The sequence below is a fragment of the Bacteroides sp. 1_1_14 genome, from assembly GCF_000162515.1.
Lineage (GTDB): Bacteria > Bacteroidota > Bacteroidia > Bacteroidales > Bacteroidaceae > Bacteroides > Bacteroides thetaiotaomicron.
Map to the genome: position 1 here is coordinate 95,589 of NZ_GG774706.1, position 25,273 is coordinate 120,861.

Sequence of the window (25,273 nt, forward strand, 5' to 3'; positions counted from 1 at the left end):
ATTGTATTTTATTTCTTTTTCTTCTTCTTTGTTTCGGTTGTCAGTTTTTTGATACTGTCAAAATATGCTTCTTCTACAGGCGACAGGGTTTTGACATGATATTTTTGGTATTCGTCCATGGCGAAACCTTTGATCTGCAAAACTAATCATTAGTTTCCGGACTTGGACAGAACTCAGGTTATATAGTGATTGTCTGCTTGCTGTCAAGCGTTCATACATAAGTTATCCTGCCTTTATCTTTGGTTTATGATGCCTGCATTGTTGGATGAAGGTGCTTGCATCATTAGTTGTTCACGGCCGTGGTAAATGTTGCTCACGGCCGTGAAGAGCGTTGATTACGGCCGTGGTAAGAGCTGATCACGGTCGTGAACAACTAGCTATATCAGTAGCAAAGATAAACTATAATAGGGAGATAAACAAAGTATCCCTGCTTCTTTTGGGTATTCGTGCAGCTTGTTCTTTGTGCAGAGGCAATAAGAAGGGGAAATCATTCTTGTATCTCGTGCGATGAAGGAACATAGTCTGTTGGCTGTAGACGATTTTGTTCATCTCCCTTCTATTTACTCATTTTACTTCCTTAATGGTATTCTTATTAGGAAAATATGCCTATATTTGTGGCGTATCTTCTGAATGAAGATATGTTTTATTGATTTGGAGATAACGTTTTTATTATCTGTGATGAGAAATCTGGCACATTTAGCACTAGCAGGTAATAGGCGGTCAGTCTCCACGTCCACATTGTATATATATTTGTTATATATCTCAATGGGCGTGGAGCTATTGCTTATTATTCTAGTGCGGGCTTGCCAGAGCCTCTCATGAGATAGTATAGTAATAGTTTCTGCGCCTTCTTTTTGGAGATACGCAAATACACAAACAAATAAAAAATAGTAGTGATGAATGATTCTACTTGTCCCCGTCCCTGCCTGATGAAGCTTGATTTACAAAGCTCCACCAATAAACTTGCCTTTTTGAAAGACAACTGGCCCAGTTTTGGACAGATTGAGAGTATCGACCGATTATCGGAAACAGAATTACGATGTACCCTTTGCCTGCTGGATGTGGTGCTGGCTGCTTTGGCTAAAGATGAATGCTTCTGTCCGAATCGGGAAATCATTCGTTTGGTATTGACACGTACCTATGTGCAGAATAGGTGTGAGCTATGCGAGACAGAAGAAATACGTTCGAAGTTGGTGAAGGGCTTTTGTACAAGGGAGAAGAAGAACGGATTGAGCAGGAAGAACAATATCCGGAGAAGAGGGATTTCTGTTTTTTATGGTGCCATATTGCGTATGCTATCTCTATTCTCCTCCTTCCTGAAGGAGGAGAATAGAGATACTACCGACTTTTAGTCAGCCTCATCGGAAGCTCCGATGAATAAGGAGTTTGACGACCAATGGTGAAAGATGACAGATGAAAGCTCGTTTTTTCGCCAGGAAGTGATTGTGTTTATTCTACTACTATTTGTTTATCTTTATACTGGAAGTGTGCGATGCCTAAATCATTCAGTACATTCAGTAGAGTCTTTATCGGAACATTCCGGCTGAAACGGAAATGGACTCGTTTGTGTAAAAGGTCTGCAGAATGGCAGATGACGCTGATATTATACCAGGTCCCTATATTTTGCAGTACGGTTATCATTTCGGTGTTGTCATAATAAAACTCATCTTTGGTCCATCCTTCTTTTTCTGTCCGTGTGGCTTTCGCCAGACGAATGTCGCCGCTTGTGGTCAGTGTGGCACATTGTCCGGGTACTATTTCTTTCTCAATGGGAGAGGCTGCTTTGCCGACCTTTACTCGTCCTTGATACAGGGTGACGGCGGGGGCATTGCCGGGATAAGCATTTACGTCGAATACGGTGCCCAGCACTTGTGTCTGCATTTTGTCGGCAGAGACGATGAAGGGGCGGTGGGCGTCTTTGGTTACTTCGAAGCGTGCTTCTCCGGTGAGGTTTACGGTGCGGCTTCCCTGAGAGGAAAACTCTTTGGGGTATTCCAGACGGCTGTTTGCACTTAAAAGGACGTGACTTCCGTCCTCCAATGTGAGGCGGGTGGTCGTGGCGGGCGGGGTAGATACGATGATTCTGCCGTTCTCTTCGATAGTGGTAATTTGTTCCGGTGCATGGAGGGCGGTGAAGATTTCGATGTTCTGCAGGATGCTGTCCTTGTCCGTGATGTGCCAAGGGGACCAAAGTAACAATAACAGGGCGATGGCTGCTGCCACACCACCGGATAGACAGATGCGGAGATAAAGTTTGCGTTTCTGCTGTGCCTGCCGTTGCAGGAATGTGCTCCATTCTTCCCGGACTTCGTCCGGCAGAGGCAGATCACCCAACGCTTCACCAAAGGCATTTTGCAGACGGCGTGTTTCTGCGTTTTCAGAGAATGGGGTACGGTCGTCTGTTGCCACTTCACAATTGTCGCTGTCTGCCGGTTCGCAGCTGTCGCTGTCTGCCGGTTCGCAACTGTTGCTGTCTGTCGGTTCAGAACTGTCGCCGTCTGCCAGCCTGCAACTGTCGTTGTCTGCTGTCAGTCCGTAGCCGGAATCTTCTTCTTTGCTGATACGTTTTTCTTTTTCTTCCATAGCGTGTCCTCCTTCTTTATTCTTTCATGGCTTCGCGTAGTGTACGCAATGCTTTGGATATATGTTTTTTTACCGTGTCGGGACTGATGCCGAGTTGTTGGGCGACTTCCCGATAGGTGAGATGTTCGTAATAGCATAGCCGCAGGATGGTGCAAGTCGGTTCCGGCAGGCTTCGGGCTATCGTTTCCGCTTTCTGCAACAGTGCTTCGTGTTCCCGATAGTTACTTTTTACATCGGCCAGCGTCGCTTCGTAGAGTGCTTTCGCATTGTCCCGTTCCACTTGCAGATGCTTCATCCGGTTGAGGCAGGTGTTGCGGACTGCTGTATAAATCCAGCCTCCGCGGTCGGCCTCGTCCAATTGGTCGAAGTGTTTCCAGGCCTGTTCCATTACTTCGCTTACGATGTCCCGTGCTTCCTCTCCGTCGCCCATCAGTTGTGAGGCGTAACGGACCATTCGCGGGTACATTTCCGTAAACATTTGCCCGAAGGCCTCTCGTTTTGTCTGGTTTTTATGGAACAGGAACATTCTTTATCTGGATTCTGAAGCTGCAAAAATAGTACTTTTCCCTGAGTTCGACTAAAAAATCAGTAGTAACCTAAGTAGGGGGCTGATTAAAAAGTCGGTAGTAACTTTAATGTGTTCACCTACCACCTCCCCCTACGGGTACTCCTCCTTCCCGAAGGAGGAGATTGGGAATACTATTGACTTTTTAGTCAGCCTCTCTTGTGATGGAACCGACTTGTTGGTCATCTTTGTGAAACCGGGAATTACAAACGTGACTTTTCGCTTGCTCCGGCTCCGGTTCCTTTATATTTGCTCTTTGTGGCGTTGAACTGATAGCTCAGCCGGATACCGAAGCGCTGCTGATCTAAGTAATCACGGTTGGAACTGAAAGTCCGGTCTCCATAGATGGTGAAGTATCTGTGGGCGGTGTGAAAGAGGTCTTTCGCGGTTACCGATACTTTCAGCGCCTGGTCTTTCAGGAACGATTTGGTCAGTTGGGCATCTACTCTTCCTTCGGTTTTCCAGATGGCGTAACTTTGTTTGGCGCCGGGCGAAAGTACTCCTTTGATGTTGAAGAACCAACCTTTGGGGAAGCTGAAGTTGTTGTCGAAACTGAAATGGAATCGTGGTTCATTCCAGCTTTGGAGAATGCCTATGCAGGCAGCGTGCGAGTCATACCAGTTGACACTGGTGGTGAACTGAGGCTGCCAGATGCCGATTTTCGGTGAGAGGGTGATGTTGGCTCCGTATATGTTGGTATGCGGAATGCTTGCCATACCGAACAGCAGTACGCCGGGATGGTTGACGTCGTCATACGGTCGGGTATAGTTGGTGTACATATTCCAGCAATGGTCATAGTTGATGCTGAAGTTGATCCATTTCCATCCGACATCGAAAGCGGTTGAACGGCGTATCTGAGGAACGAGAAACGGTTCCCCGCTCTGGTAGGAGTATTTGTTCTGATAGGTGATGGCGCTGGTGAGCATGTCATAGCTGGGACTGTACTTCAGCGTACGGTGAGAAAGGGCGAAGAACCAGTTGCCGGAGGTATATCTGATACTGATTACCGGTATCCAGTCGCGGTAGATGGGGCTTTGGTCGTCTTGGTGAATCCCTTTCTCGTAGTAATCTGTTTGTTGGAATTCATAGCGCAGTCCGGCAAGGATGTTGAACTTTCCCAATGACAGGCTGTAGTCGATGAATCCGGAGAGCATCGTTTGTTTGATGCGGTCGTCGGCATCGGCGGAGAAGCCGCTTTGGAGAAATACATCGTGGCGGTTGGTGAATGTCTCTTCTGTGCCGAAACTGAGTTTGCCTTTCCAGAGTGGGGCGGTGAGCAGCAGTTTGGCGGCATAGAGGTGGTTGCGTACGCGGTTGCTCGAAGTGGCGTCTTCGGTTCCGTTGTTTTCGGCATATTGACGGATGCGGTCCCGGCCGTACAGGTAGTCGGCGTTGAAGTCGATATTCCATTTGCCGAAAGTGCCGTTGTAGTATCCGTTGGCTGCCTGCCACCAGCCGGTGTGGGCATCTGTTTGGCGGAGGGCGTGCAGGTGGTCTGCTTCTTTGCCGTCTTGCAGGATGAGGGTTGTCCCTTCATTGGTAGTATGTGCATTGCCTATGTTCGTGCCGGGCATGTAGCGCATGCCGAATGACTGGTCTTCGTCTATTTCGTAGTTGAATCCCAGTTCGCCGTTGAAGGTGCGATAGGTTTGTTTGCTTTTGTCCTCTGTCGATTGGTTCCAGTTGGATGAAGCATAAATGTCCTGGCTGGAGGTGCCCGTTCTGTAATTGTTGATTTCTGCAAAGTCGCCTTTTACGAAAATATCCAGTCCGCCGGTACGGTAGTTCAGGGATATGCCTTCGTTGCCGATCGGTTCGCGTCCTTGCGAGTAGTCGGTGTAGAAACTGCCGCTCATTCCCTGTCCGCGTTTGCGGATGGTGCGCAGACGGATGACAGCGCCTACCGAAGAGCCATATTGTACGCCCGGTGTGGTGATGATTTCTGCCGATAGTATTTCGTTTGCTTGCAGACGGTCCAGTTCGGTCTTGTCTCTAACCTTGCGACCGTTGATATAGATTTCGGGGGTGCCTCTGCCCAGTACGGTAAATTCTCCGTCCGAGCCGGTGACAAAAGGGAGGTGGGAGATCATTTCTTTGGCTGATCCCATCAGTGAAAGGGGCGTTCCGGCTATATTGGCCTTCAACGTTCCGTCTTTCCGTTCTATCAGCGGGCGGGAGGCGGTGATGACTACTTCTTTCAGTAGCTCTGTGTCGGGTTGCAGGCGGATGGTGTTTTGTTGCCGGCAGGGGATGATTTGCGGGCGATATCCTATGTAGGTCGCTTTCAGCAGACAGTCTTCTCCCGCTACCGGGGGCAGATGGAAGGAGCCGTCTTCTTCGGTCACGCTTCCGGCAAGGAAACTGGAATCGGCGGCAAGGGCGAGAATGTTGACAAAGGGCAGGGGGATTCCTTTTTCGTCATATACTTTGCCTTCTATGGCGATGGCTTTGTCCGACTTCTTCCGCTGCACGACGAAATACTCTTCCCGTTCGATGCAAAGGAAGGGTTTGCCGGCCAGTACAAGGTCGATGGCTTCGCGTTCCGTCTTTTCGCGGATGCTGACGGTCACCCGATAACTTTCTGTTCCGTTGTAGGTGAAGAGGATGTTTTTTCCTCCTGCCTTTTCCAACTGCTTCAGTGCTTCGGGCAGGCTTTCGTTCTTTAGCTCTAGTGAGAATTTCTTGATGGCGGTCTGCGCCTGCAAAGGGGAAAGGGCAAAAAATAAACCGTATCCCATCAGTAACCAGCTGATTGCTGTCCAAGTAAAACCAAACTGTCGTATCATACTTCTGTTTTAATGATTTTACTTATACTACAATCAAGGTGTCTGATCGGGTACGGTTTATCCGTTTTATTTTTCGATGTTTATTTCAACTTCTTCTGATACTCTCCCGAACGGAGGATTTCCAATGCTTTCTGCACGCTTTCGTTCGTTGTATTCATGACGCGGAAATATTCGTTCATATCCCAGAGGTCACGGGCTATCAGTGCTTTGAGCTGTGTCTTGATCAGCGGAAGTGCCTTCTGATACTGCTCTTCGTTAAATTTCACCCCTTCTTTCTCGCCCATTTCGCGGAGGGTGGCGAGCATATCGTCGTCGATAACAAACTTTTCGTTGAAGCTGTCGAACTTCTTATATTTATCGGCCAGTTCCTTGCGGTGATCTTCGATGAATTTCATTGTGAATTTGATGATGACTCCTTTGCCGACCAGTTTCCGGTGATAGTCCGTGTAGAGTGTCGTATCAATCGGAACGAAGTAGTCCGGCATGATGCCACCTCCGCCGTAGACGGTACGTTTCAGTTTCTTGGTCTGCACTTTCAATGAGTCGGGGAAGTGGATGCTGTCGGCATTCATCAGTTCTCCGTGGTTGAAGCGGTCTATCAGGTCTTTATTGTAATCGGTCGAGCTGTCATAAGGCTTTTGGATGCAACGACCGGCAGGGGTGTAGTACCGTGCAATGGTCAGTCGGATCATGGAGCCGTCCGGCAGGTCGATAGGACGTTGCACCAGTCCTTTGCCGAAAGAACGTCGGCCTACGATGATACCTCTGTCCCAGTCCTGCACTGCGCCGCTCACGATTTCGCTGGCGGAAGCGGTGTATTCGTCTACCAGTACGATGAGGCGGCCGTCACGGAACTCTCCGTTTCCTTTGGCGAAGAACTCGCTGCGCTGTGCGGTCCGGCCTTCGGTGTAAACAATCAGTTCCTTCTGTCCGAGGAATTCGTTGGCAAGGTCGATGGCGGCGTTCAGATATCCTCCGCCGTTGCCTTGCAGGTCGAGGATGAGGTCTTTCATGCCTTGCTTTTGCAGGTCTTTCATTGCTTTCTTAAATTCTTCGGCGGTGGTTGCGCCAAAGCGGTTGATGCGGATGTATCCGATCTTTGGCTGAATCATGTAGGAAGCGTCGAGACTCAGGATAGGTATCTTATCTCTTTTCACGGTGAACACGAGCGGGTCTTGTACTCCACGGCGGACGATGGTCAGGTTGACTTTCGAACCTTTCGGGCCACGCAGGCGCTTCATGATATCTTCCGTGCTCATTTTTACTCCTGCGATGGCGGAGTCGTTGACGGCAATGATGCGGTCGCCGGCAAGGATGCCCACTTTCTCGGAGGGGCCGTTGCTGACGGGTTGTACGACGAGTAGGGTGTCCTCGATCATCTGGAACTGTACGCCGATGCCTTCGAAGTTGCCTTGAAGCGGTTCGTTCATCTTCTTCACTTCTTCGGCATCCGAGTAAGTGGAGTGCGGGTCGAGCTGTGCCAGCATCTTGATGATAGCTTCTTCTACCAGTTTGTCTTCATCTACTTTGTCTACGTAGAAGTTGGAAATCGCGAATTCCGCCATTTGGAGTTTGCGCATGGCGGCAGAGCCGAAACTTTGGGCCTGTGCAGTAGACGTTGCCAACAGACAAACCAGGAGGGCGTATACTTTAATCTTCATCATCATCATTAATTATTATTTCAAGTTTCGCAAGTTACCTTTGCGTTATCCAAACTATCTTCATTCCCCTGAGGCTGACTTTAAAGTCAGCCTCAATAGAGATACTACCGACTTTCAATTTATCTCCATTCCTTCGGGGATAAACTGGCTGATATCTTTGTTGTAAGTCAGCAGCTCGCGTACAATCGTTGAGCTGACGCAGGTCAGTTCCGGTTCTGTGAAGAGCAGGATGGTTTCGATGCCCGCCAGTTTGCGGTTAATGTCGGCAATCGTTTCCTCGTACTCGAAATCCTTGACCGTGCGGATGCCGCGAACGATGAATTGTGCTTCTACCTGTTGGGCAAAGTCTATCGTCAGACAGTCGTAAGACATCACTTTGATGCGGGGATTGTCCTTGTAGAGATTCCGGATCATTTCTTCTCTTTTCTCGATGGGGAAATAGGTATTCTTGTTTTCGTTGATACCGATCCCGATGATTATCTCGTCCATAAAGGTGAGTGCACGTTCCACTACCGAATAATGACCGATGGTGAAGGGGTCGAATGTACCCGGAAATATTGCTTTTCTCATGATGCCAAGTCTTCTTCTATAACCAGATTGTCTATAATAAAGTTCTGTCGTTCCATTGTATTCTTGCCCATGTAGAACTCCAGCAGTTCTTTTACGGCATCTGTCTTACGCAATGTCACTTGTTCCAGGCGCATATCCTTGCCGATAAAGTGCTTGAATTCGTCCGGTGATATTTCTCCCAGTCCCTTGAATCGGGTGATTTCCGGGTTGGGGCTTAGTTCGTTGATGGCGTTCACCCGTTCGTCCTCGCTGTAGCAATACACCGTTTTCTTCTTGTTGCGCACGCGGAATAACGGCGTTTGCAGAATATATACGTGACCTTTCTTGATGAGGTCGGGGAAGAATTGCAGGAAGAACGTGATGAGCAGCAGACGGATGTGCATACCGTCCACATCGGCATCGGTGGCAACGATCACTTTGTTGTAACGGAGTCCTTCTATGCCGTCTTCTATATTTAACGCAGCTTGCAGCAGGTTGAACTCTTCGTTTTCGTAGACTACCTTTTTCGTCAGTCCGAACGAGTTCAGCGGTTTACCGCGAAGGCTGAATACTGCCTGAGTGTTTACGTCACGGCTTTTGGTGATGGAACCGCTCGCCGAGTCTCCCTCGGTGATGAAGATGCAGGAGTCTTCTTCCATTCCTTTCCCTTTCGGGTCGTTGAGGTGGATGCGGCAGTCGCGCAACTTGCGGTTGTGCAGGTTGGCCTTCTTGGCACGTTCGCGTGCCAGCTTCGTGACGCCTGCGATGGCTTTCCGTTCCTTTTCCGATTCCTGTATCTTTTGCTGCATTACTTCCGCTACGTCCGCGTTTTTGTGCAGGAAGTTGTCCACTTCCAGTTTGATGAAGTCGCCTACGTATTTGTTGACTGTCACGCCGCCGGGAGTCATGTTGGTAGATCCCAGTTTCGTTTTGGTCTGGCTTTCGAAGATCGGCTCTTCCACATTGACGGCGATGGCGGCAACCAGTCCGTTACGGATGTCGGTATAGTCCATGTTCTTGTTGAAGAACTCTTTGATGGTACGGGCGATATGTTCTTTGAAAGCACTCTGATGGGTACCCCCCTGTGTGGTGTGCTGACCGTTGACGAAGGAGTAATACTCTTCTCCGTACTGTCCGGTGTGAGTGAAGGCGATTTCGATGTCTTCTCCTTTCAGGTGGACGATGGGATAGAGGCCGGTTGCCGTCATGTTGTCGTTCAGCAGGTCTACCAGACCGTTGCGCGACAGGATGCGGTGACCGTTGTAAATGATGGCGAGTCCCGTGTTGAGGTACGTATAGTTACGCAACATGGTCTCGATAAATTCGGGCTTGAAGCAGTAGTTGACGAACAGCGTATTGTCCGGTTCGAAGAAGATAAAGGTTCCGTTGTCCTCTTCAGTGTCCTGCGTCACGTCGGTCTGCAGGTTGCCTTTGGAGAATGTGGCGATACGCACTTTACCGTCACGGTAGCTGCGTACTTCAAAACGAGAGCTCAATGCGTTGACGGCTTTCACACCGACACCGTTCAGTCCGACGCTTTTCTTAAATGCCTTGCTGTCGTATTTACCACCCGTGTTCAGTACGCTTACGGCTTCTACCAGCTTTCCCTGCGGGATGCCTCGTCCGTAGTCGCGTACGCTGACGCGGAGGTTCTCTTCAACGGTAATTTCGATTTTCTTACCGGCTTGCATCTTGAACTCGTCGATACTGTTGTCAATGACTTCTTTGAGGAGGACATAGATTCCGTCTTCGGCGTGCGCGCCATCGCCCAGCCTACCGATGTACATACCGGGGCGTGTGCGCACATGTTCCATGTCGCTCAGGTGGCGGATGTTGTCGTCAGTGTACTCTACTGCATTGTTGTTGTCTACAGATATCAATTCGTTCTCTTCCATAGCTGTTATTTAATCTCTTTGGTGAACGCACGGCGGCGCTTATGTTGCTTAGTCTCAAAGTAATCCCATTGTGCCTGAACTTTTCCGTTCAGTTCCAGTTCGGGGTTGCTTTCCGCAAAGATAAAACCTAATTTTTGATAAACCGGAATTAAATCGGAAAATAACAAAGCGTTAACACCTTTATTCTGGTACTCCGGTTTGACTGCTACAAGCAGCAGGTCAAGCATTTTGGCACGGCGTTTCATGAACAGTGCTTTCAGCAGATAGAACCATCCTAGAGGGAGCAGACGGCCGTGTGACTTTTGCAGGGCCTCGGCAAGAGACGGCATGGAGATGCCTACGCATACCAGCTTGTCGTCGGCGTCGGTAATGAGGGTAACCATCCGTAAGTCGAGAATCGGGAGATACATCTTTACGTACTGGTTGATTTGCCGTTGCGTCAGCGGGGAGTAGCCGTAGAGCGGGCTGTATGCTTCGTTCATCAGTTCGAAGATTTCCTGTCCGTAGTCTTTGGCTATTTTTCTTCCGGAGGTGTATTTCTTTATCTTCAGGTTGTATTTTCGTTGAATCAGTTCGGAGATACGCTTGTGCTTGTCGGGGATGGCATCGGGGATGTAGATTTTGTATTCCACCCAGTCGGCGTCTTTCTCGAAACCGAGTCTCTCCATGTGTACGGGGTAATACGGGTGGTTGTAGATAGTAGCCATTGTGCTGAGCTGGTCGAATCCTTCGATCAGCATTCCTTCCGCATCGAAATCGGTGAATCCCAGAGGACCTGTGATGTGGGTCATGCCGCGCTCTTTTCCCCAGTCTTCGACGGTCTTGATGAGTGCGGATGATACTTCGGGGTCATCAATGAAATCTATCCATCCGAAACGGACGTTCTTGCATTCCCACTTTTCGTTGGCACGGTTATTGATGATAGCGGCCACACGACCTACGATTTTGTCGTCCCGGTATGCCAGGAAGTAATCTGCTTCACAGAACTCGAATGCCGCATTCTTCTTTTTGTTGAATGTGTTGAGCATATCGTCGTAAAGGTCGGGCACGGAATATGGATTGCCCTTATACATCCTGTAATTAAAGCGAATAAACTTCTTAAGTTCTCTCTTTGTAGAGACTTTCTTGATTGTAATAGCCATATCTCGTATTTATGATTGAGGGGCAAAGATACGTGATAATCTTTAAATTACAACGCTGCGGGTGGAGAAAACTGCGTGAGGCGGGATGTACTTTATTCTTCTGCCGCTTTTGACGACAGGCAATAAACATTACCCGCAAAGTCGCAAACAATCATCCTGTTTCCCGATACTGCTACTGTGGAGAAAACCGGTGCTCCGAAGTACAACTTGTCTTTGATAATCCCTGTTGACTGGTCGATAGCGTATAAATACCCGTCGGAAGCTCCGATATAGACCATTCCTTGTGAAGATACAGGGCTTGTTTCTACTGCTGCCTGTGGCGTAGAAGAATAAGGAGCAGTGCATACAAGAGAAGGTAAAGTCTCGGCTCTCCATTTGATGAAAAGAGTCGGTTTGTCGAGAGCGAAGATTCCACGGTCTGCGCTGCCGAAGATAATCTCATGTTCGGTGACAAGCGGGGTAGATGTCACGTCCAGGTTGGCGGACAGTTCCTTTTGCTGGAGTACTTTACCGGTTTGAGGTTCTATCAGGAAAAAGCTTTTGGAGGAGATGATCCATAATTTTCCGTCTTTGTAGACCGGAGAGGCACCTCGGTTGCCGAGTCCGTTGTCCGAGAGTTTCCAGAGTTGTTTGCCAGTGCGGATGTCGTTGCCATACAGTCCTCCCCATTGGGTGCCACTGATTAGTACGTCTCCGGCGATGGTTAACGTGGTGGTCGAGCCTTCCCGTTGTTTCCAGTCCGTGTTGGTCCATATCACTTTTCCTGTTTTCAGGTCGTAGGCTGAAAGTCCGGCGCCGATTCCGGCATAAACGATTCCTTTGTCAACTGTCAGTCCTTCGCTCAGATAGGGATAGTTCTTTAAGTTGATGTATTGTTGCCACAGTGGTTTTCCGGATGCTGCGTCGAGGGCGTACAGATTGCAGGAGGCATCCTGGGCTACAACGATTTCATTTTCGCAGGCAATCGTATTCTTTACCGAGTTTTCCGTGCGGAACTTCCATAGCTGTTTGCCGGAATAGAAGTCGAATGCACAAATATAGGTGTTGAGCGATGTGTTATCATCGGTAGTGGCAATGAATACTTTTTGTCCGACGATGAGGGGGGAGGCCATGAAGATGTTGCTTCCTGTGTTCGCTGTCCATTGTAGTTGCAGGGGGAGTTTGATTTGGGAATCATTTATTCCGCCGGAGTGACTTGCGTTCTGAAGTAGGGTATTCCAGTCCTTCCCTGTGATAGCAGTCGATTTGAAATCTTTCTGATAAAGGAACTGGCTGGTGGCAGTCGCTTCCTTTCCGTCGTTGAAGGATGAAGTCACTGTCAGGTTCAGTTTCTTTCCGTTTTCGTTAGCAGGTATTTGAATATTTCCGCTCCAGTTCCAGTCGGTGAGGGGCGACAGGTTACCTTTGGCTATTTCCCGGTTGTCTTCCGGATTGCTCAACACATAAGAAACAGACGATGTTTTTGCCTGTGAGTTATAGGTGTTGACCGAGACCGGAAGCTGATAGCCGGTTTCCGGATGTATGGGGGCTGCTTGATTCTTCATCGGAGAAACAATAGCGATTTGCGGTTCGATGAAAGTATAACGCAGTTGCGTTGTGAGGTGATCGTTGGCATCTATCTTTATGTCTCTGAATGAAGAAGGGGAGTGATCGATGCCTCCTTTGTCCAGTGTGCCGGTGCAGATGGTATAAATGTCTTTCTGATTGCGGACGTAGTTGTAGTGCATATGTCCGTAGATTTGTGCTTTCGTGTTGAACGTACGGAGGTCGAGGATATCCTTTTCGTCTGCCTTGAATACGAAGTTATCGTCGGGAGTAAACAGGTCGTGGTTAAAAAGAACAAGCGCCTGATCTTTCTTCATCAGGGCGAGGTCATTCTTCAGCCAGTTGTATACATCCCTTTGCGTGTAATCGGTCGGGTTGTCTCCGCGGTCGATGGGAGTAACGACATAATGCACGTTGCCGACATCGAACGAATACCATGTCGGGCCATAAATCGATTCATAAAGTTCTTCGCCGTAGTTGCCTTTCACCAGGTCGTGGTTGCCTATGCAGTAATAGACAGGGCAGTCCATTGTTTGTGCATTCACAATTTGATTGTGCACTGTGAGTCCCGGTTCGTAGCAGATGTCTCCGGTATGAATCAGAAAAGCCGGTTGTTCGTTCTTTATGTATTGTTGTAAGTCGGTGATCCAACGCCCCACTCCTCCGGTCACTTCCGTGTCGGTGATATGGATAAAGGAGTGTTCTCTGGTCTTGGTCCGTTCGCTTTCGGTCACTATAAAATCATAGCTTTTTCTGTCCTCCTTGACAGGGAGGTAGAATTGTTGTGTCTCGAATCCGGCAGGTGTAGTAATGCTGATAAATCGGGTTTTCTTGAATCCCGATAGTGAGAACCGGCCTTTTTTATCTGTTTTTACTACGTTCATTCCGTCTGTTACCATCACTCCTGCCAGCGGTTTGTCTCCTTTGTCGAATGTGCCCGATTGATTGGTGTCGACATAGACGGTTCCTTTAAATTGTGCGCACAGCGGAAGATATAGTAAAAATGACAAGAGTATTACGGATAGTCTTTTCATGATCGGTTCTCTGTTTTATTAGGCACGGATGACACGGATTTCACGGATTTAAAAGATCGGTCAATTAAAAACCGCGTTAATCCGTGTCATCCGTGCCTAAATTTATGATATAAATTAATTATGCTGATACTTATCGTATTTGTTTCATCTCTTCGTTGTATCTCGCTTCCTCCTTACACAAAGGCTTGTACCAGGTCTTTCTTAATATCAGCGTGGTAATCAGAAGCAAGGCGATAGAACTCCAGAGTCCTAATTGTTCGCGGACAACGAGGTACATCGGGATGATGGTAAGCGTACATTGCCAGATGATTCCTATCGCCACATTGAAGGCATCCCTTTTGAAGTTTTTATTCGCCTGAATATGCGGGTAGCGGGCGATTGCTTTCTCCTGAATCGGTTTCCACCATCCCCACGGGCGTACATTGACATAGAAGTTGATCAGAGTCTCTTCATCTGTAGCCGGAGCGCTGTAAGTCCCGATGATACATCCGATCAGAGAGACGCCGAACAGTACGGGGAAGAAATAAAGTACCCATGCATCCGGAACGGTAAATTTCATCACAATAGCTGCCACTACTCCGGCAGTCATTCCCCAGAAGTAACCTTCACCGTTGAAACGCCACCAATGCCATTTCAGTACGTTGGCTGCGATGTATCCTCCGAACAGTGCACCTACAATCCACTGGAAGATTTCATTGATATCTTTCAGGAAGAATCCGATGACAGTGCTCACCACCACTACTGCCACAGAGATGACATAGCTGCTGCGTATCTGTGTTTTCACACTCGCTTTCGGGTTGATGTATTTCAGATAAATATCATTCACGATATATGCGGGGGCTGCATTGACGGTAGAGGCAAAGGTCGACATAAAAGCTGCCAGTAGTCCTGCCAATAATAATCCTGCAAGTCCTGCCGGAACATATCGTGTGATCAGATGGGGAAGAATCGTCTCAAAGTCTGTGCGGGTCACTTCCATCTGTGTCAGTCCGCCGTCTTCCTTGAAGAAATAGATGGCAAGTAATGCAAATCCCATAATCATCAGATAGCGTGGAATCAACAGCACTACGGATACGGAACCACTCATCATCGCCGCTTCTTTGGGAGACTTGCAGGATAGAATTTTCTGCATATCATAGTTGGGCGCAGGCCCTGCCATACTCATGAAGATGCCTTTGAGCAACGCCATCATGACAAAGATGCCTATCAGACTGTAAGGTTCGTTCGCCATTCGTTCGGTCAGCAAACTCATTCGGCTGCTCCAGTCAATATCGAGCGTCCATCCGAAGAAAGGGGAATCCCATCCGGCAGGTACAAAGGAGTGTATCATATCCGGCGCCACCATCTGCATACCGATCACTACGATAACGATGCCTGCCACCGTCATGATAAGGAACTGTACGACATCCGTCCATACGATGCTCAGCATTCCTCCCAACATGACGTAGAAGGTAGCGATAGCTGTGAAGAAGATACCGTATACATGCGGAACATACTCCGGTGAAACAGTGAAAGGAATGTAGGGTGAAATGACTTCCCAGGGAATAAAGATTTCCATGAACTTGCCTATTCCTATGAATCCGTAACTTAGAAATCCGAGTACGCTTAATAACGCAAATACGACAACGATGGTATGAGAGAGTGTCGCTCCCTTGCCTTTACCGAAGCGGGTTTTGATCCATTCGGCTCCGGTGAGCACATTGGAACGCCGCAACCACACCGACAGATAAACCATGAGGAATATCTGATTGAATACCGGCCACAGCCAGGGAATCCAGAGACTTTTGAATCCGTAGGCAAATGCCCAGTAAACCATTAGCATCGTACCAGTGATGTCGAACATTCCGGATGCATTGGACAGACCAAGCATATAGAAAGGGAGTGATTTGCCTCCCAGGAAATAGGAGTCCATATTTTGTGCGGCCCGTTTTTTCAGTATGAGTCCGATGACAATCATGGCAATGAGGTAGGCGCAGATGATCAGAAGATCGGATGTGTGTAATTTCATGTTGCTATTTTGATTAGGTTTTGTACATTAATAATCTATCAGGTACAAAAGTAGGTCGAATGTGGGGAAGAAACAAATATTATTTTAACTCATACTGATACTATTTATCTGACTTCTCAGGCTTTAATAGCTGACACGTCAGGTGTTAAGACTTGACGTGTCAGATGTTAATACCCTGCAACTCAGTTGTTAATATCCATCATGCAGAATGGAACATCTTGAAAGACAGATGATAATACTGCTTCCGGAACTATAATATAACGGCATTTTCCGACATCACGAGCTTATTGGCTTCTATGATATCGTATATGCTTTTCACGGAAGTCGTGGAACGGAGTCTGTCTTCCGGTGTATGCCGGCAGTAATCGATTAGCCGTTCGATCGTAGAAGTCGCTACGTGCATCCGTGTGTCGGAGGAAGCATAGTAGATGTATACCGTTCCGTCTTCATCCGCGATCCATCCGTTGGAAAACAAGACGTTGGATACATCTCCGGTTCTTTCTTCTCCCACGGGTGCCATGAAGTAACCTCCCGGCTGGGCTATCACTTTACTGGGGTCATCTAAAGACGTCATATACAGATATAGGACATATCTGAGTCCGGCAGCACAGGCACGGACTCCGTGTGCCAGATGTAGCCATCCTTCGGGAGTCTTGATGGGATGAGGCCCTTCACCGTTTTTCACTTCTTTGATCGTGTGATAATGGCGCTGTTCTATAACGATTTCCTTCTTGACCACTGCATGAGTGATATCGTCTATCAATGCCCATGAAATACCGCCTCCGCTGCCTGCATCGATGAATCCGTCCTGCGGACGGGTGTACAATGCATATTTGCCGTCTACGAATTCGGGGTGCAGCACCACATTCCGTTGCTGGCTTTGGGAGACGAGGTTGGGCAGGCGTTCCCAGTTTTTAAGGTCCCTGCTGCGTATGATTCCTGCTGCTGCAATGGCCGATGTGAGGTCTCCTGCGGGTGCGTCCGGATCTTTGCTTTCCGAGCAGAAGATACCGTATATCCATCCGTCCTCGTGTTTTGTCAGACGCATATCGTAGACGTTCGTTTCTTCCGGATATAGGTCCGGCAGTTGTACCGGATATTCCCAGAAGCGGAAGTTGTCGATACCATTGGGACTTTCTGCGATGGCAAAGAATGATTTGCGGTCATGCCCTTCTACTCGTGCCATAATAAGATATTTCCCGTTGAATTTGATAGCGCCTGCATTGAATACGGCGTTAATGCCGAAACGTTCCATCAGATAGGGATTTGTTTCCGGATTGAAGTCGTATCTCCACTCCAGCGGGGGGTGGTCTGCTGTCAGAATGGGGTATTTGTATCGTTCAAAAACCCATTGCCGGGCAGTATCTTTTCATTTTCACGTGAGATGAGCTCATCATATTCTTTAGTGAGAATATGTAGTCTGTTATCATATCTATTCATATCAATTCATAAAATTAGAGTAAAGCATCGGCTTGCGATCCTTTTTGTATTACTTGACAGGACAAAAGAGACTGTTTACAAGCCAGACATACCTGAGATATACGGTGTTGTAGGGACAGTCTCTTTGTACTTTTGTCATTTTGAAAGTATGGGGGTACTTTCAAAAAATACATGTGTCAAGTCTATAAACTATTGTTTGGTAATCATATAAGAGCGGATGGTGCAATTGGGTTCTAAGAAGCTGACCCAGTACCAACCATCTTCCACTTTATCGATCCGGCAATCTTCTATCGGATATTTCACTTTTTTGTCCACTGCATTTCTTGTTACTTTATACAGTACCGCATCACCTTTGTTGCCTTTCGTCAAATCACCTGTAAACTGAACTGCAAAACCGCTGGCATAAGTTCCTGTTCCTTTTATAACAATTTCGGACATATTGAACTCTTCCGAATGAGTAATGGAACCCACTGCCGAGGTAGAGACAGACTGATAAGAAGATGAACCTGCTATTAAGTAACGATATGATGGATTCTCCAGATATAGGTCGTCGATATAGACTATATTGATGCTGATTGACTCTCCTTCCTGGTCTTTGATTGTTACCGTCTTGTTGAAACGATATCTTTTAAGACCTTCGATGATAACATCTGTTCCATTTTCCGCTATCGTGCATTTCAGATAAGTGGCAGAACCATTATTTGTGCAGGTATAGCCTCCGTTACCGTCCAGAATCTTGATTGTCAAAGGTTCACCGACTGTCAAATAAGCAATTTCTTCACTATTGTCAACTACAAGTTTCTTTATTACTTTTACTGAAAATTCTGCACTCTTGTTCAGTCTGTCGGTCACTGTAACTGTTGCATTGCCTGGTGCCAGAGATTCTATCTGTATATGTCCTTCTTCATCTACTGTAGCTTTCACGACAGATTCTTTGTCAACTGTTACTTTGTAGCCTCTGTTTCCTGTATAAACATTGACTGTCTTGTTTTCACCCGGATACATTGTTGTAGCCGAATTGGACAAAACCAGTTCACTTAACTGATCGACGATGACTTTGACATTGGTACTCATTTTAGCCCAGTCGGTAATAGATAAGTCGGTACTACCGGCCTTCAGAGCTGTTACTTTAATTTTGTTACCTTCGGCAATGGCGGTTGCTACATCTTCATTGGAACTTGTAATTTTATAATTGCCGTTGCCTTGAACTATTTGAATGATTCCTTCCGGGGTCTCATCCAGATTAATGATCAACTCCTGCGTATTCGGCACTAAGTCGTGATAGGATGGATCATCGTCATTACAGCCGGAGAAAACAGTAGCAGCTGCAAGCAGGAATCCTGCCAAATATAATAGATTTCTTTTCATGATATTCATTGTTTATTTAGACTATTTATTCAGCTTCAATATCTTTCATTTTACCAGTGATGGTTACTACACTAAACTTAGGGACTGTAATGGAGCGCAATCCGCTGAGAGATGGATTTACTTTTTTGCGTTGCCACTTAACTCCTTCATCTGATGTATACGAGATCATGGTCTGAAACTCTTTTCCTTCAATTTCCAGTTTGGTTTCGAAGGCCTTGCTTGTAGAATTGTTTACCAATACGATCGTATAATTGTCGTCCTTGATGTAAGCTGTCATCAACAGTTCTTTCGGGAATGCTTCTTCGTCACCTTCGGGAGCAACAGTCTTGATATCCACACGTCGGCTTCCTTCCGGGATAAACTTAGTAAATTGTCCGTAACTGTAGTAGCGGGACGCTCTTTCATAATTGGTTCCGGGAAGTGCTTCTTCCAGTCTGATCAACGCTTCATTATTCGTACAAGGACGTGCACCTGCCCACCAGATAAATGCGTTCAGGTTGGAAACTGCCAGATAATTATGGAAAGTAGTAGCCCATTGCATCGCGTTTTTCCAGGATGGATCGTATGTGTCTGTAGAACTGGTTTCCGTATTCCATAAATGAATATTATTTTCAGCGCAGAGTGGTGATTGTACAAACTCAGTGTTGCCAATTAATGTGTATCCGTGAGCTGCTGCAATAATGTTGGAGTTAACCAGATCGGGACAGGCTTTCAAGCCATTTTCAAGAAAAGTGACTCCTGCTTTCCACCACGAGTGCTCTCCAAAGATAATCTTCATGTCTTGATAACCTGCTTTATCTAAAGCCGGGCGAAGATTCTTCTGGCAGAAGTTAGCCAGATTGGTATAACTCCAGCTACAACCGTTCCATCCCGTTCCACTGCTGTTAGGCTCATTAGATGGTGATATTGCATATATCTCAATGCCGAACTTTTCAGTGTATGCTTTGATGAAGTCAATCAGATAGTTAGCATATGCGTCTTCCGAGCCGGATGCCAGACTACCGCCTGAGGGCTTTCCGTTAGATTTCATAGTTCCGGGAGGACTCCAGGTAGAGAATATAAATTTCACATCTTTATATTTTTTCTGCAGGATATCTACCAGCCACATTTGACCTAATTGTACTTGTTCGCCACATCCGGAACCGTTAAAGTCTCTCCAGTAATCATTGATCATAGAGGGATCGTTGGCTGCAAGATTGAAGGTACGGTTCATTCCGAAGTCAATGACGTTTGTGGTAGGGTTCTGATAGTGTGGAAATACCTCACCTCTGAAAATATTCAGCTTCAAGCCATTTTCTCCGAAAAGATCATTGACTACATCTTCGCGCATCATGTTGTTCCATATACGATGTGACCACTCTGCAAAGGCACATCCGAAGCCATCGATTATCTGATGTTCGTGCCCTTCTCCGAACTGTACTTTGATGACAGCTTCTGTGGTGGGTTCGGCTGAGAATCCGTCATCCTCGTCTGTTTCTTCTACCGGGTCCGGAATGTAGACGTCACTGTGACTCAGACTTCCATCGTCACAAGAGTATCCAATGAATAGAAAGAGGGATACGAATAATAATGAATATATTTTTTTCATGTTGTTTCTTTATTAAGTTAATCTTGCTAGGTTTTTTATTTCCATAAACTGGTTTGTTCCATGGCAGTATTATTGTTTAGTTCACTTGTCGGTATAGGATAATAAAGGTGTTTTTCCTGGAAGTTTTCCGCACCTTGTTTTCCATTCGCCTTGAAGATCAACTGAATTTCGCTGGGCGAATACCAACGTTTCAAATCGTCAAAACGATGTCCTTCCGCAAAGAACTCCAATAAGCATTGGTGTTCTATTTCATTCATTAATTCAGCTTGTGCAAAAGTCTTTTCCGTAAGTCCTGCTCTTTGGCGGATTTGCTTTAAAGCATAGTTGGCACCATCCGGATCATTGGTTTTGGCGCATGCTTCAGCATAAAGCAACAGTACCTCGGCAAAGCGCATTACGCGCAAATTGCTGGACCTTCCTTCTTTGTTGCCCATGTTGTCCGGTGCCTTGTCATCCACATAATATGCGGTATTTTTCTTTATCAGGAATTTACCTGCTGTTCCATTGACGTTGAAACTTGGTGCTCCGCCTGCCATTTTTCCTTCATTGCCTTCCCAAAGATCATCCATGGAGTAATTATTGCCATACCATTTCTCGTTGGGAACTTTATCTCCATAGTTGGCAGCATCAAAAAAGAGGCTGGCATACATACGTTTGTCAAACTTGGTATCTGCATCACTCGGACGTGTTTCTTTTGTAAACTCTCCTACGATCAGGGAGTTCGGCATTAATTTAGCCCACCCGCCGGATTTTACCGGACCGATAAACTGAGGAATATAGCAACCTAAACAGATACCGCTTTCATTGCTCCAGGAGTAGTCTCCGTCCGGACTGTATGCCAGTTCAAATACGGATTCTTTATTGAACTCTTCTTCATTTGTGAAATTCTTTTCGAAGTTGTCCATCAATTCGTAAGAATAAGGAGCTTTCAGTAATGTACCTAATAGCTGTTTGGCTTCCGGATATTTGTGTTGGGTGGCATATACCTTGCCCAGCATTGCAATAGCTGCACCTTTAGTTATGCGTTCTTTGGCAGTAGAGCGTTCTACTGGCAGGTTGCATTTGATGGCGTTATCCAGATCTTCTTCTACTTGTGCCCATAATGCAGCTTCTGTAGCAGCGGCTTTATTGGTTTCATCTTCGTTGGATGGAATCAGTCTCAAAGGCACTTCTTTGTAATTGTTGACTAACAGGAAGTATTGATAGCCACGCAGAAAGAGTGCTTCGCCTTTGATCATCGAGCGGTCTTCTTCAGTAATACCTGATGCAGGTATCTGATCAATATACCGCAGTACGATGTTGGCACGCTGGATGCCTGAATAAAGCGCTCCGTAAGGATCATTTCCGGTAGAGGGCGAGTTCAGGAAGTTTGCAATATTCCACATCGGAACTTCTTCTCCTTTGATTGTGTAGATATCGTCACCACGACCGTTTAAGTTTAACCAGCCGTCAAATGCGCCGAAGTATCCGTACATGGCTCCTTTTATCGGAGAATAGGCGGCTGCCAAAGCACTTTCTGCATCTGCTTTATCTTTCCAGAAGTTGCTTTCCGTGAAGTAATTGGGGTCCGACAGATTCAAAAAGCTGGATTCGTTGCACGATGTCAGCGCTCCGGAAAAAAGAGCTGCCATGCACATATATGATAACCAATTTCTTTTCATGTTCATAAACTGTTTAATGTTTAATATTAATTTAAGGTATTACAGGTTGACTTGTATTCCGAAAGAAATAGTACGGGGCAATGGATAGCGTCCCTGGTCGATACCTCTTGAGAATACATTGTAAGCAACACCTGCGACAGAACTTTCACCCAGGTCGGGGGTATAGCCGGAATATTTGGTCAATGTGAACAGGTTCTCCATTGAAGTGTATATTCTTACGTTTTCAAGTCTGATTTTCTTTGTCAGGACTTTGGGTAATGTATAGCCAATGTCCAATGTTTTCAAACGTATGTACGAGCCGTCTTCCAGCCATCTGTCGGTGTATGCCCATTTGTTGTCTGCACCGTCAGTCTTAGAGAAACGAGGAATATCAGTGTTCTGATTGTCCGGTCTCCATGAATTGGCCAATACGGTACTCATGTTTCCGTTGAAGTTTCCTGATTCCAGGCGATAACGGGGATAATTATATATCTTGTTGCCTACCATTCCGTCAAAGAAAAGGTTAAAGTCGAAGTTGTTCCATTCGCCGCCGAGTCTTATGCCAAAAGTGAAATCGGGGAACGGACTTCCTACGTCATGCTGGTCATCTGTGTTTATTTTGCCGTCACCGTTCCAGTCTTTGTAGCGGACATCACCAACTTGTGCAGCGGGCTGGATGAGTTCACCGTCTTTGTTTTTATAATTAGCGATCTCTTCTGCCGAGCGGAATAATCCGTCTGTTTCGATCAGGTTGAAATATGACATCGGATGCCCTTCTGCAAACATATTGATACCGCGACCACCGGCACCGTGTGCGCTGTATCCGGAGATCATCAGGTTTTGTCCGCCTAATGTTATTTTGGTCACTTCATTCTTGTCGGCTGCGATATTGGCACCGATGTAATAGTTGAACTTTTCCTTGATGGCACCGCGATAGTTGACCGCAAGTTCGAATCCTTTGTTCCGTACTTGTCCCGCATTCTGAATAGAGTTTCCGCTGATACCGGTAGATGCGGTAGAAGGAATAGGTAATAGCACATCATTTGTATTCTTAACGTAAGCATCAGCAGTAAGCGTCAATCGTCCGTTTAGCAGACTGACATCTAAACCGATGTTATAGGTCTCCGTATTTTCCCATGTTAAATTGGCGGGTGAGATTGCCTGCACATATGGCATAGAACCAAACCAAGGCGAATTATTCATCACATAGTTCATGCCGTCCGATACTACACTTTGTGTCGGATAGTAGCTGGTCATCTCCTGATTACCGAGTTTACCATAACTAAAACGCAGCTTCAACTGATCGAATACATTCTCTAAAGGTTTAAAGAATTTTTCGCGGTTGATGTTCCATCCAATAGAAGCAGAAGGGAATGCACCATATTGATGTCCACTTCTGAAACGTGAAGAACCGTCACGGCGAATAGATGCCGAGAATAAATAACGGTCGTCAAAGGAATACATGACACGTCCGAACAGAGATACCAATGCAAGTTCATTCAGCGAACTGGATGCTTTCAGGTTGGAAGGATCTACATTGCCCGGCATTGTTTCAATGAACTGGGGCATATCTCCATTTTTACCATAAAGGCTGTAACTTTTGTCTTTCTGGGCAGAGTATCCGGCAAGGAGTGACAAATTGTGTTTGCCGAATGTATGGTCATAATTCAGGGTGTTTTCTAATACCCATGATTCCCATGTTGACGATTTTTCTTCAAGGTCGGGCTTGTCGTTTTTACCGAATGTTCCTAAATCGTATACATCCTTGTAATAACGCCACTTAGTATGCTCTTTTCTGATACCTACATTGAGTTTGTACTTTAGTCCTTTGATGATTTCAGCCTGTAAATAGGCATTGAGGAAAATCTTGGTTGTTTCTGTCCGTTCGTCGTTGACTGTCATTTCAGCCAATGGATTCGGTAAATTGATGTCATTGGAAGTACCCCAGCCCCCTGCGTTTGTAGGATCGTATACCGGTACTACTGACGGGAACTGAAAGATATCGAACATGGTATCCTGATGAATGTATCCACTACCTTTTGTCAGATTTACAATCATAGATTCACCTATTGTCAAGCGATTGTCGAAGAAAGAATAATCGCTTTTCAAACGGATATTGTAAGATTCATGATCAGTGTTGCGCAGTATACCTTCTTTATTAAGGTAGCTGACAGATGAACTGTAAGAACCGCTTTTGGAACCGCCGCTGATGGTAGCATTGGCTTTATAAGTCATGGCTGTGCGCAACATTACGTCTTGCCAGTCTGTTCCTTCACCAATGAAAGGGGTAGCTCCGTTTTCTGCACCATAACCGTCGCCTGCTAATTTGTAGTAGCGTGCGAAGCGGCTGTATTCTTCTCCATTAAAAACTTTCAGTGTTTTGGGAGTCTGGCTGATTCCTGTGAAGAAATTGACATCTAATTTAGTCGGCATGTCTTTACGACCGCTTTTAGTGGTAATCAGTACAACACCACCTGCTGCACGTGAACCGTAGATTGCTGCCGCAGCAGCATCTTTTAAAACTTCGATAGAGGAAATATCGTTAGGATCGACCATACTGATATCTCCAAATGCTCCGTCTACTACATAAAGTGGATTGTTGTTGGATAAAGAGCTGATACCACGAACATTGATCGTCATACTTCCATTGGGATCACCACTGGAACTGGCTACTGATACTCCGGGTATTTTCCCTTGTAGGGCTGTGGCTGCGTTAGAAGCAACCTGACCGTTAAGTTCTTTTGCACTAACCGAACCTACAGCCCCCGAAAGATGACTCTTCTTCACTGTACCATAACCAATCACTACTACTTGTTCCAGAGCGATATTATCTTCTTCCATAGATACATTGATTGGAGTTCCGGACGTGATCGCTCTTTCTATCTGTTTCATACCTATTGTAGAGAATACCAGTATATTCCCTTTATTCGCTTTGATGGAGTATTTACCATCCATGTCTGTTACTGTGCCGGTGTCTTTACCTTTCACTCTGACTGTGACTCCGGGTAAAGGTTCATTTGTTGTAGCTTCTGTTACTACTCCTTTTATCTCAATGTCCTGAGCTGCCAGTGGAATACCGGCCATGCAGAGAAATAAGAATAGTAAGAAATAAGTTTTTCTTCTCATAATTTATTGCATTAGATTTATAACTCTGTTCAATTGTTGATTGATCCATGGAAACTTCAACCAACAACTGATGATGCAAAAGTAGGCGATAATGCTACGGGAAACAAGTATTATTTTATCTCATTCTGATACTTTATTAATACATATTTTGGATGGGTGAATGTTTTGATAGAATTCTAGTTGTTCTTTAGTATGTGAATTATTTGCTGTGTATCAATGTTGTATATACTATATAGGATCGTTTCTATTAATGAAATAGAAAATAGTATATTGTTTTATTAAATGAAAAATCATACCATATTTCTTTTCTATGATACCATATTACCAGTACGGTGTTATAGAA

14 protein-coding genes and 1 pseudogene are annotated in these 25,273 nt (G+C 46.1%); 1 reads left to right on the forward strand and 14 read right to left on the reverse strand.

Annotated features, from left to right (window positions below; all coding sequences use genetic code 11):
- The first annotated feature begins 896 nt into the window (after positions 1 to 896).
- Positions 897 to 1,352: a hypothetical protein gene (locus tag HMPREF9007_RS12105; RefSeq protein ID WP_008761746.1), complete on the forward strand. Its 456-nt coding sequence runs from the start codon at positions 897 to 899 to the stop codon at positions 1,350 to 1,352.
- A gap of 97 nt (positions 1,353 to 1,449) precedes the next feature.
- Here the strand turns inward: HMPREF9007_RS12105 and HMPREF9007_RS12100 are convergent, their stop codons facing one another.
- The 14 genes and pseudogenes from HMPREF9007_RS12100 to HMPREF9007_RS12035 form a co-directional block, all read right to left on the reverse strand.
- On the reverse strand, positions 1,450 to 2,583 hold the full coding sequence (locus HMPREF9007_RS12100; protein ID WP_008761747.1) for a FecR family protein: 1,134 nt from the start codon (positions 2,581 to 2,583) through the stop codon (positions 1,450 to 1,452).
- Positions 2,584 to 2,599: 16 nt separating this feature from the next.
- Positions 2,600 to 3,109: an RNA polymerase sigma-70 factor gene (locus tag HMPREF9007_RS12095; RefSeq protein ID WP_008761748.1), complete on the reverse strand. Its 510-nt coding sequence runs from the start codon at positions 3,107 to 3,109 to the stop codon at positions 2,600 to 2,602.
- Between the two features lie 242 nt (positions 3,110 to 3,351).
- The gene (locus HMPREF9007_RS12090) at positions 3,352 to 5,934 is read right to left on the reverse strand and encodes an outer membrane beta-barrel family protein (protein ID WP_008761749.1); all 2,583 of its coding nucleotides are present in this window, start codon (positions 5,932 to 5,934) and stop codon (positions 3,352 to 3,354) included.
- An 80-nt stretch (positions 5,935 to 6,014) separates the two neighbouring features.
- A complete protein-coding gene (locus HMPREF9007_RS12085; RefSeq protein WP_032850459.1) occupies positions 6,015 to 7,598 on the reverse strand; it encodes a S41 family peptidase in 1,584 nt (527 codons plus the stop codon).
- Between the two features lie 111 nt (positions 7,599 to 7,709).
- Positions 7,710 to 8,165, reverse strand: coding sequence for a pantetheine-phosphate adenylyltransferase (gene coaD / locus HMPREF9007_RS12080; RefSeq protein ID WP_008761751.1), 456 nt, complete (start codon positions 8,163 to 8,165; stop codon positions 7,710 to 7,712).
- Entirely contained in the window at positions 8,162 to 10,039 is a 1,878-nt protein-coding gene (locus tag HMPREF9007_RS12075) for a DNA topoisomerase IV subunit B (RefSeq protein WP_008761752.1), read from the reverse strand. The genes coaD and HMPREF9007_RS12075 overlap by 4 nt, the downstream gene beginning before the upstream one ends.
- A gap of 5 nt (positions 10,040 to 10,044) precedes the next feature.
- Positions 10,045 to 11,181 carry a GNAT family N-acetyltransferase gene (locus HMPREF9007_RS12070; RefSeq protein WP_008761753.1) on the reverse strand — a complete coding sequence of 379 codons (1,137 nt, stop codon included), beginning with the start codon at positions 11,179 to 11,181 and terminating at the stop codon, positions 10,045 to 10,047.
- Between the two features lie 92 nt (positions 11,182 to 11,273).
- Positions 11,274 to 13,760 (reverse strand): PQQ-binding-like beta-propeller repeat protein, encoded by a 2,487-nt coding sequence (locus tag HMPREF9007_RS12065; protein WP_032850409.1) that lies wholly within the window; start codon positions 13,758 to 13,760, stop codon positions 11,274 to 11,276.
- 130 nt (positions 13,761 to 13,890) lie between these two features.
- Entirely contained in the window at positions 13,891 to 15,768 is a 1,878-nt protein-coding gene (locus HMPREF9007_RS12060) for a sodium:solute symporter family protein (RefSeq protein WP_008761755.1), read from the reverse strand.
- Between the two features lie 250 nt (positions 15,769 to 16,018).
- Positions 16,019 to 17,208: pseudogene (locus HMPREF9007_RS12055) on the reverse strand (glycoside hydrolase family 130 protein).
- 189 nt (positions 17,209 to 17,397) lie between these two features.
- A complete protein-coding gene (locus HMPREF9007_RS12050; RefSeq protein WP_016269078.1) occupies positions 17,398 to 18,576 on the reverse strand; it encodes a hypothetical protein in 1,179 nt (392 codons plus the stop codon).
- Positions 18,577 to 18,601: 25 nt separating this feature from the next.
- On the reverse strand, positions 18,602 to 20,164 hold the full coding sequence (locus tag HMPREF9007_RS12045) for a glycoside hydrolase (protein WP_016269077.1): 1,563 nt from the start codon (positions 20,162 to 20,164) through the stop codon (positions 18,602 to 18,604).
- 35 nt (positions 20,165 to 20,199) lie between these two features.
- Complete coding sequence (locus tag HMPREF9007_RS12040) at positions 20,200 to 21,825, reverse strand: RagB/SusD family nutrient uptake outer membrane protein (RefSeq protein ID WP_008767302.1); 1,626 nt, start codon at positions 21,823 to 21,825, stop codon at positions 20,200 to 20,202.
- Between the two features lie 39 nt (positions 21,826 to 21,864).
- Positions 21,865 to 24,930, reverse strand: a complete 3,066-nt coding sequence (locus HMPREF9007_RS12035; protein WP_008761759.1) for a TonB-dependent receptor — start codon at positions 24,928 to 24,930, stop codon at positions 21,865 to 21,867.
- Positions 24,931 to 25,273: the final 343 nt, after the last annotated feature.

Coding starts and splice junctions, on each gene's coding strand:
- HMPREF9007_RS12105 (WP_008761746.1), top strand. CDS start 897: ATGAATGATTCTACTTGTCCCCGTCCCTGCCTGATGAAGCTTGATTTA.
- HMPREF9007_RS12100 (WP_008761747.1), bottom strand. CDS start 2,583: ATGGAAGAAAAAGAAAAACGTATCAGCAAAGAAGAAGATTCCGGCTAC.
- HMPREF9007_RS12095 (WP_008761748.1), bottom strand. CDS start 3,109: ATGTTCCTGTTCCATAAAAACCAGACAAAACGAGAGGCCTTCGGGCAA.
- HMPREF9007_RS12090 (WP_008761749.1), bottom strand. CDS start 5,934: ATGATACGACAGTTTGGTTTTACTTGGACAGCAATCAGCTGGTTACTG.
- HMPREF9007_RS12085 (WP_032850459.1), bottom strand. CDS start 7,598: ATGATGAAGATTAAAGTATACGCCCTCCTGGTTTGTCTGTTGGCAACG.
- coaD (WP_008761751.1), bottom strand. CDS start 8,165: ATGAGAAAAGCAATATTTCCGGGTACATTCGACCCCTTCACCATCGGT.
- HMPREF9007_RS12075 (WP_008761752.1), bottom strand. CDS start 10,039: ATGGAAGAGAACGAATTGATATCTGTAGACAACAACAATGCAGTAGAG.
- HMPREF9007_RS12070 (WP_008761753.1), bottom strand. CDS start 11,181: ATGGCTATTACAATCAAGAAAGTCTCTACAAAGAGAGAACTTAAGAAG.
- HMPREF9007_RS12065 (WP_032850409.1), bottom strand. CDS start 13,760: ATGAAAAGACTATCCGTAATACTCTTGTCATTTTTACTATATCTTCCG.
- HMPREF9007_RS12060 (WP_008761755.1), bottom strand. CDS start 15,768: ATGAAATTACACACATCCGATCTTCTGATCATCTGCGCCTACCTCATT.
- HMPREF9007_RS12050 (WP_016269078.1), bottom strand. CDS start 18,576: ATGAAAAGAAATCTATTATATTTGGCAGGATTCCTGCTTGCAGCTGCT.
- HMPREF9007_RS12045 (WP_016269077.1), bottom strand. CDS start 20,164: ATGAAAAAAATATATTCATTATTATTCGTATCCCTCTTTCTATTCATT.
- HMPREF9007_RS12040 (WP_008767302.1), bottom strand. CDS start 21,825: ATGAAAAGAAATTGGTTATCATATATGTGCATGGCAGCTCTTTTTTCC.
- HMPREF9007_RS12035 (WP_008761759.1), bottom strand. CDS start 24,930: ATGAGAAGAAAAACTTATTTCTTACTATTCTTATTTCTCTGCATGGCC.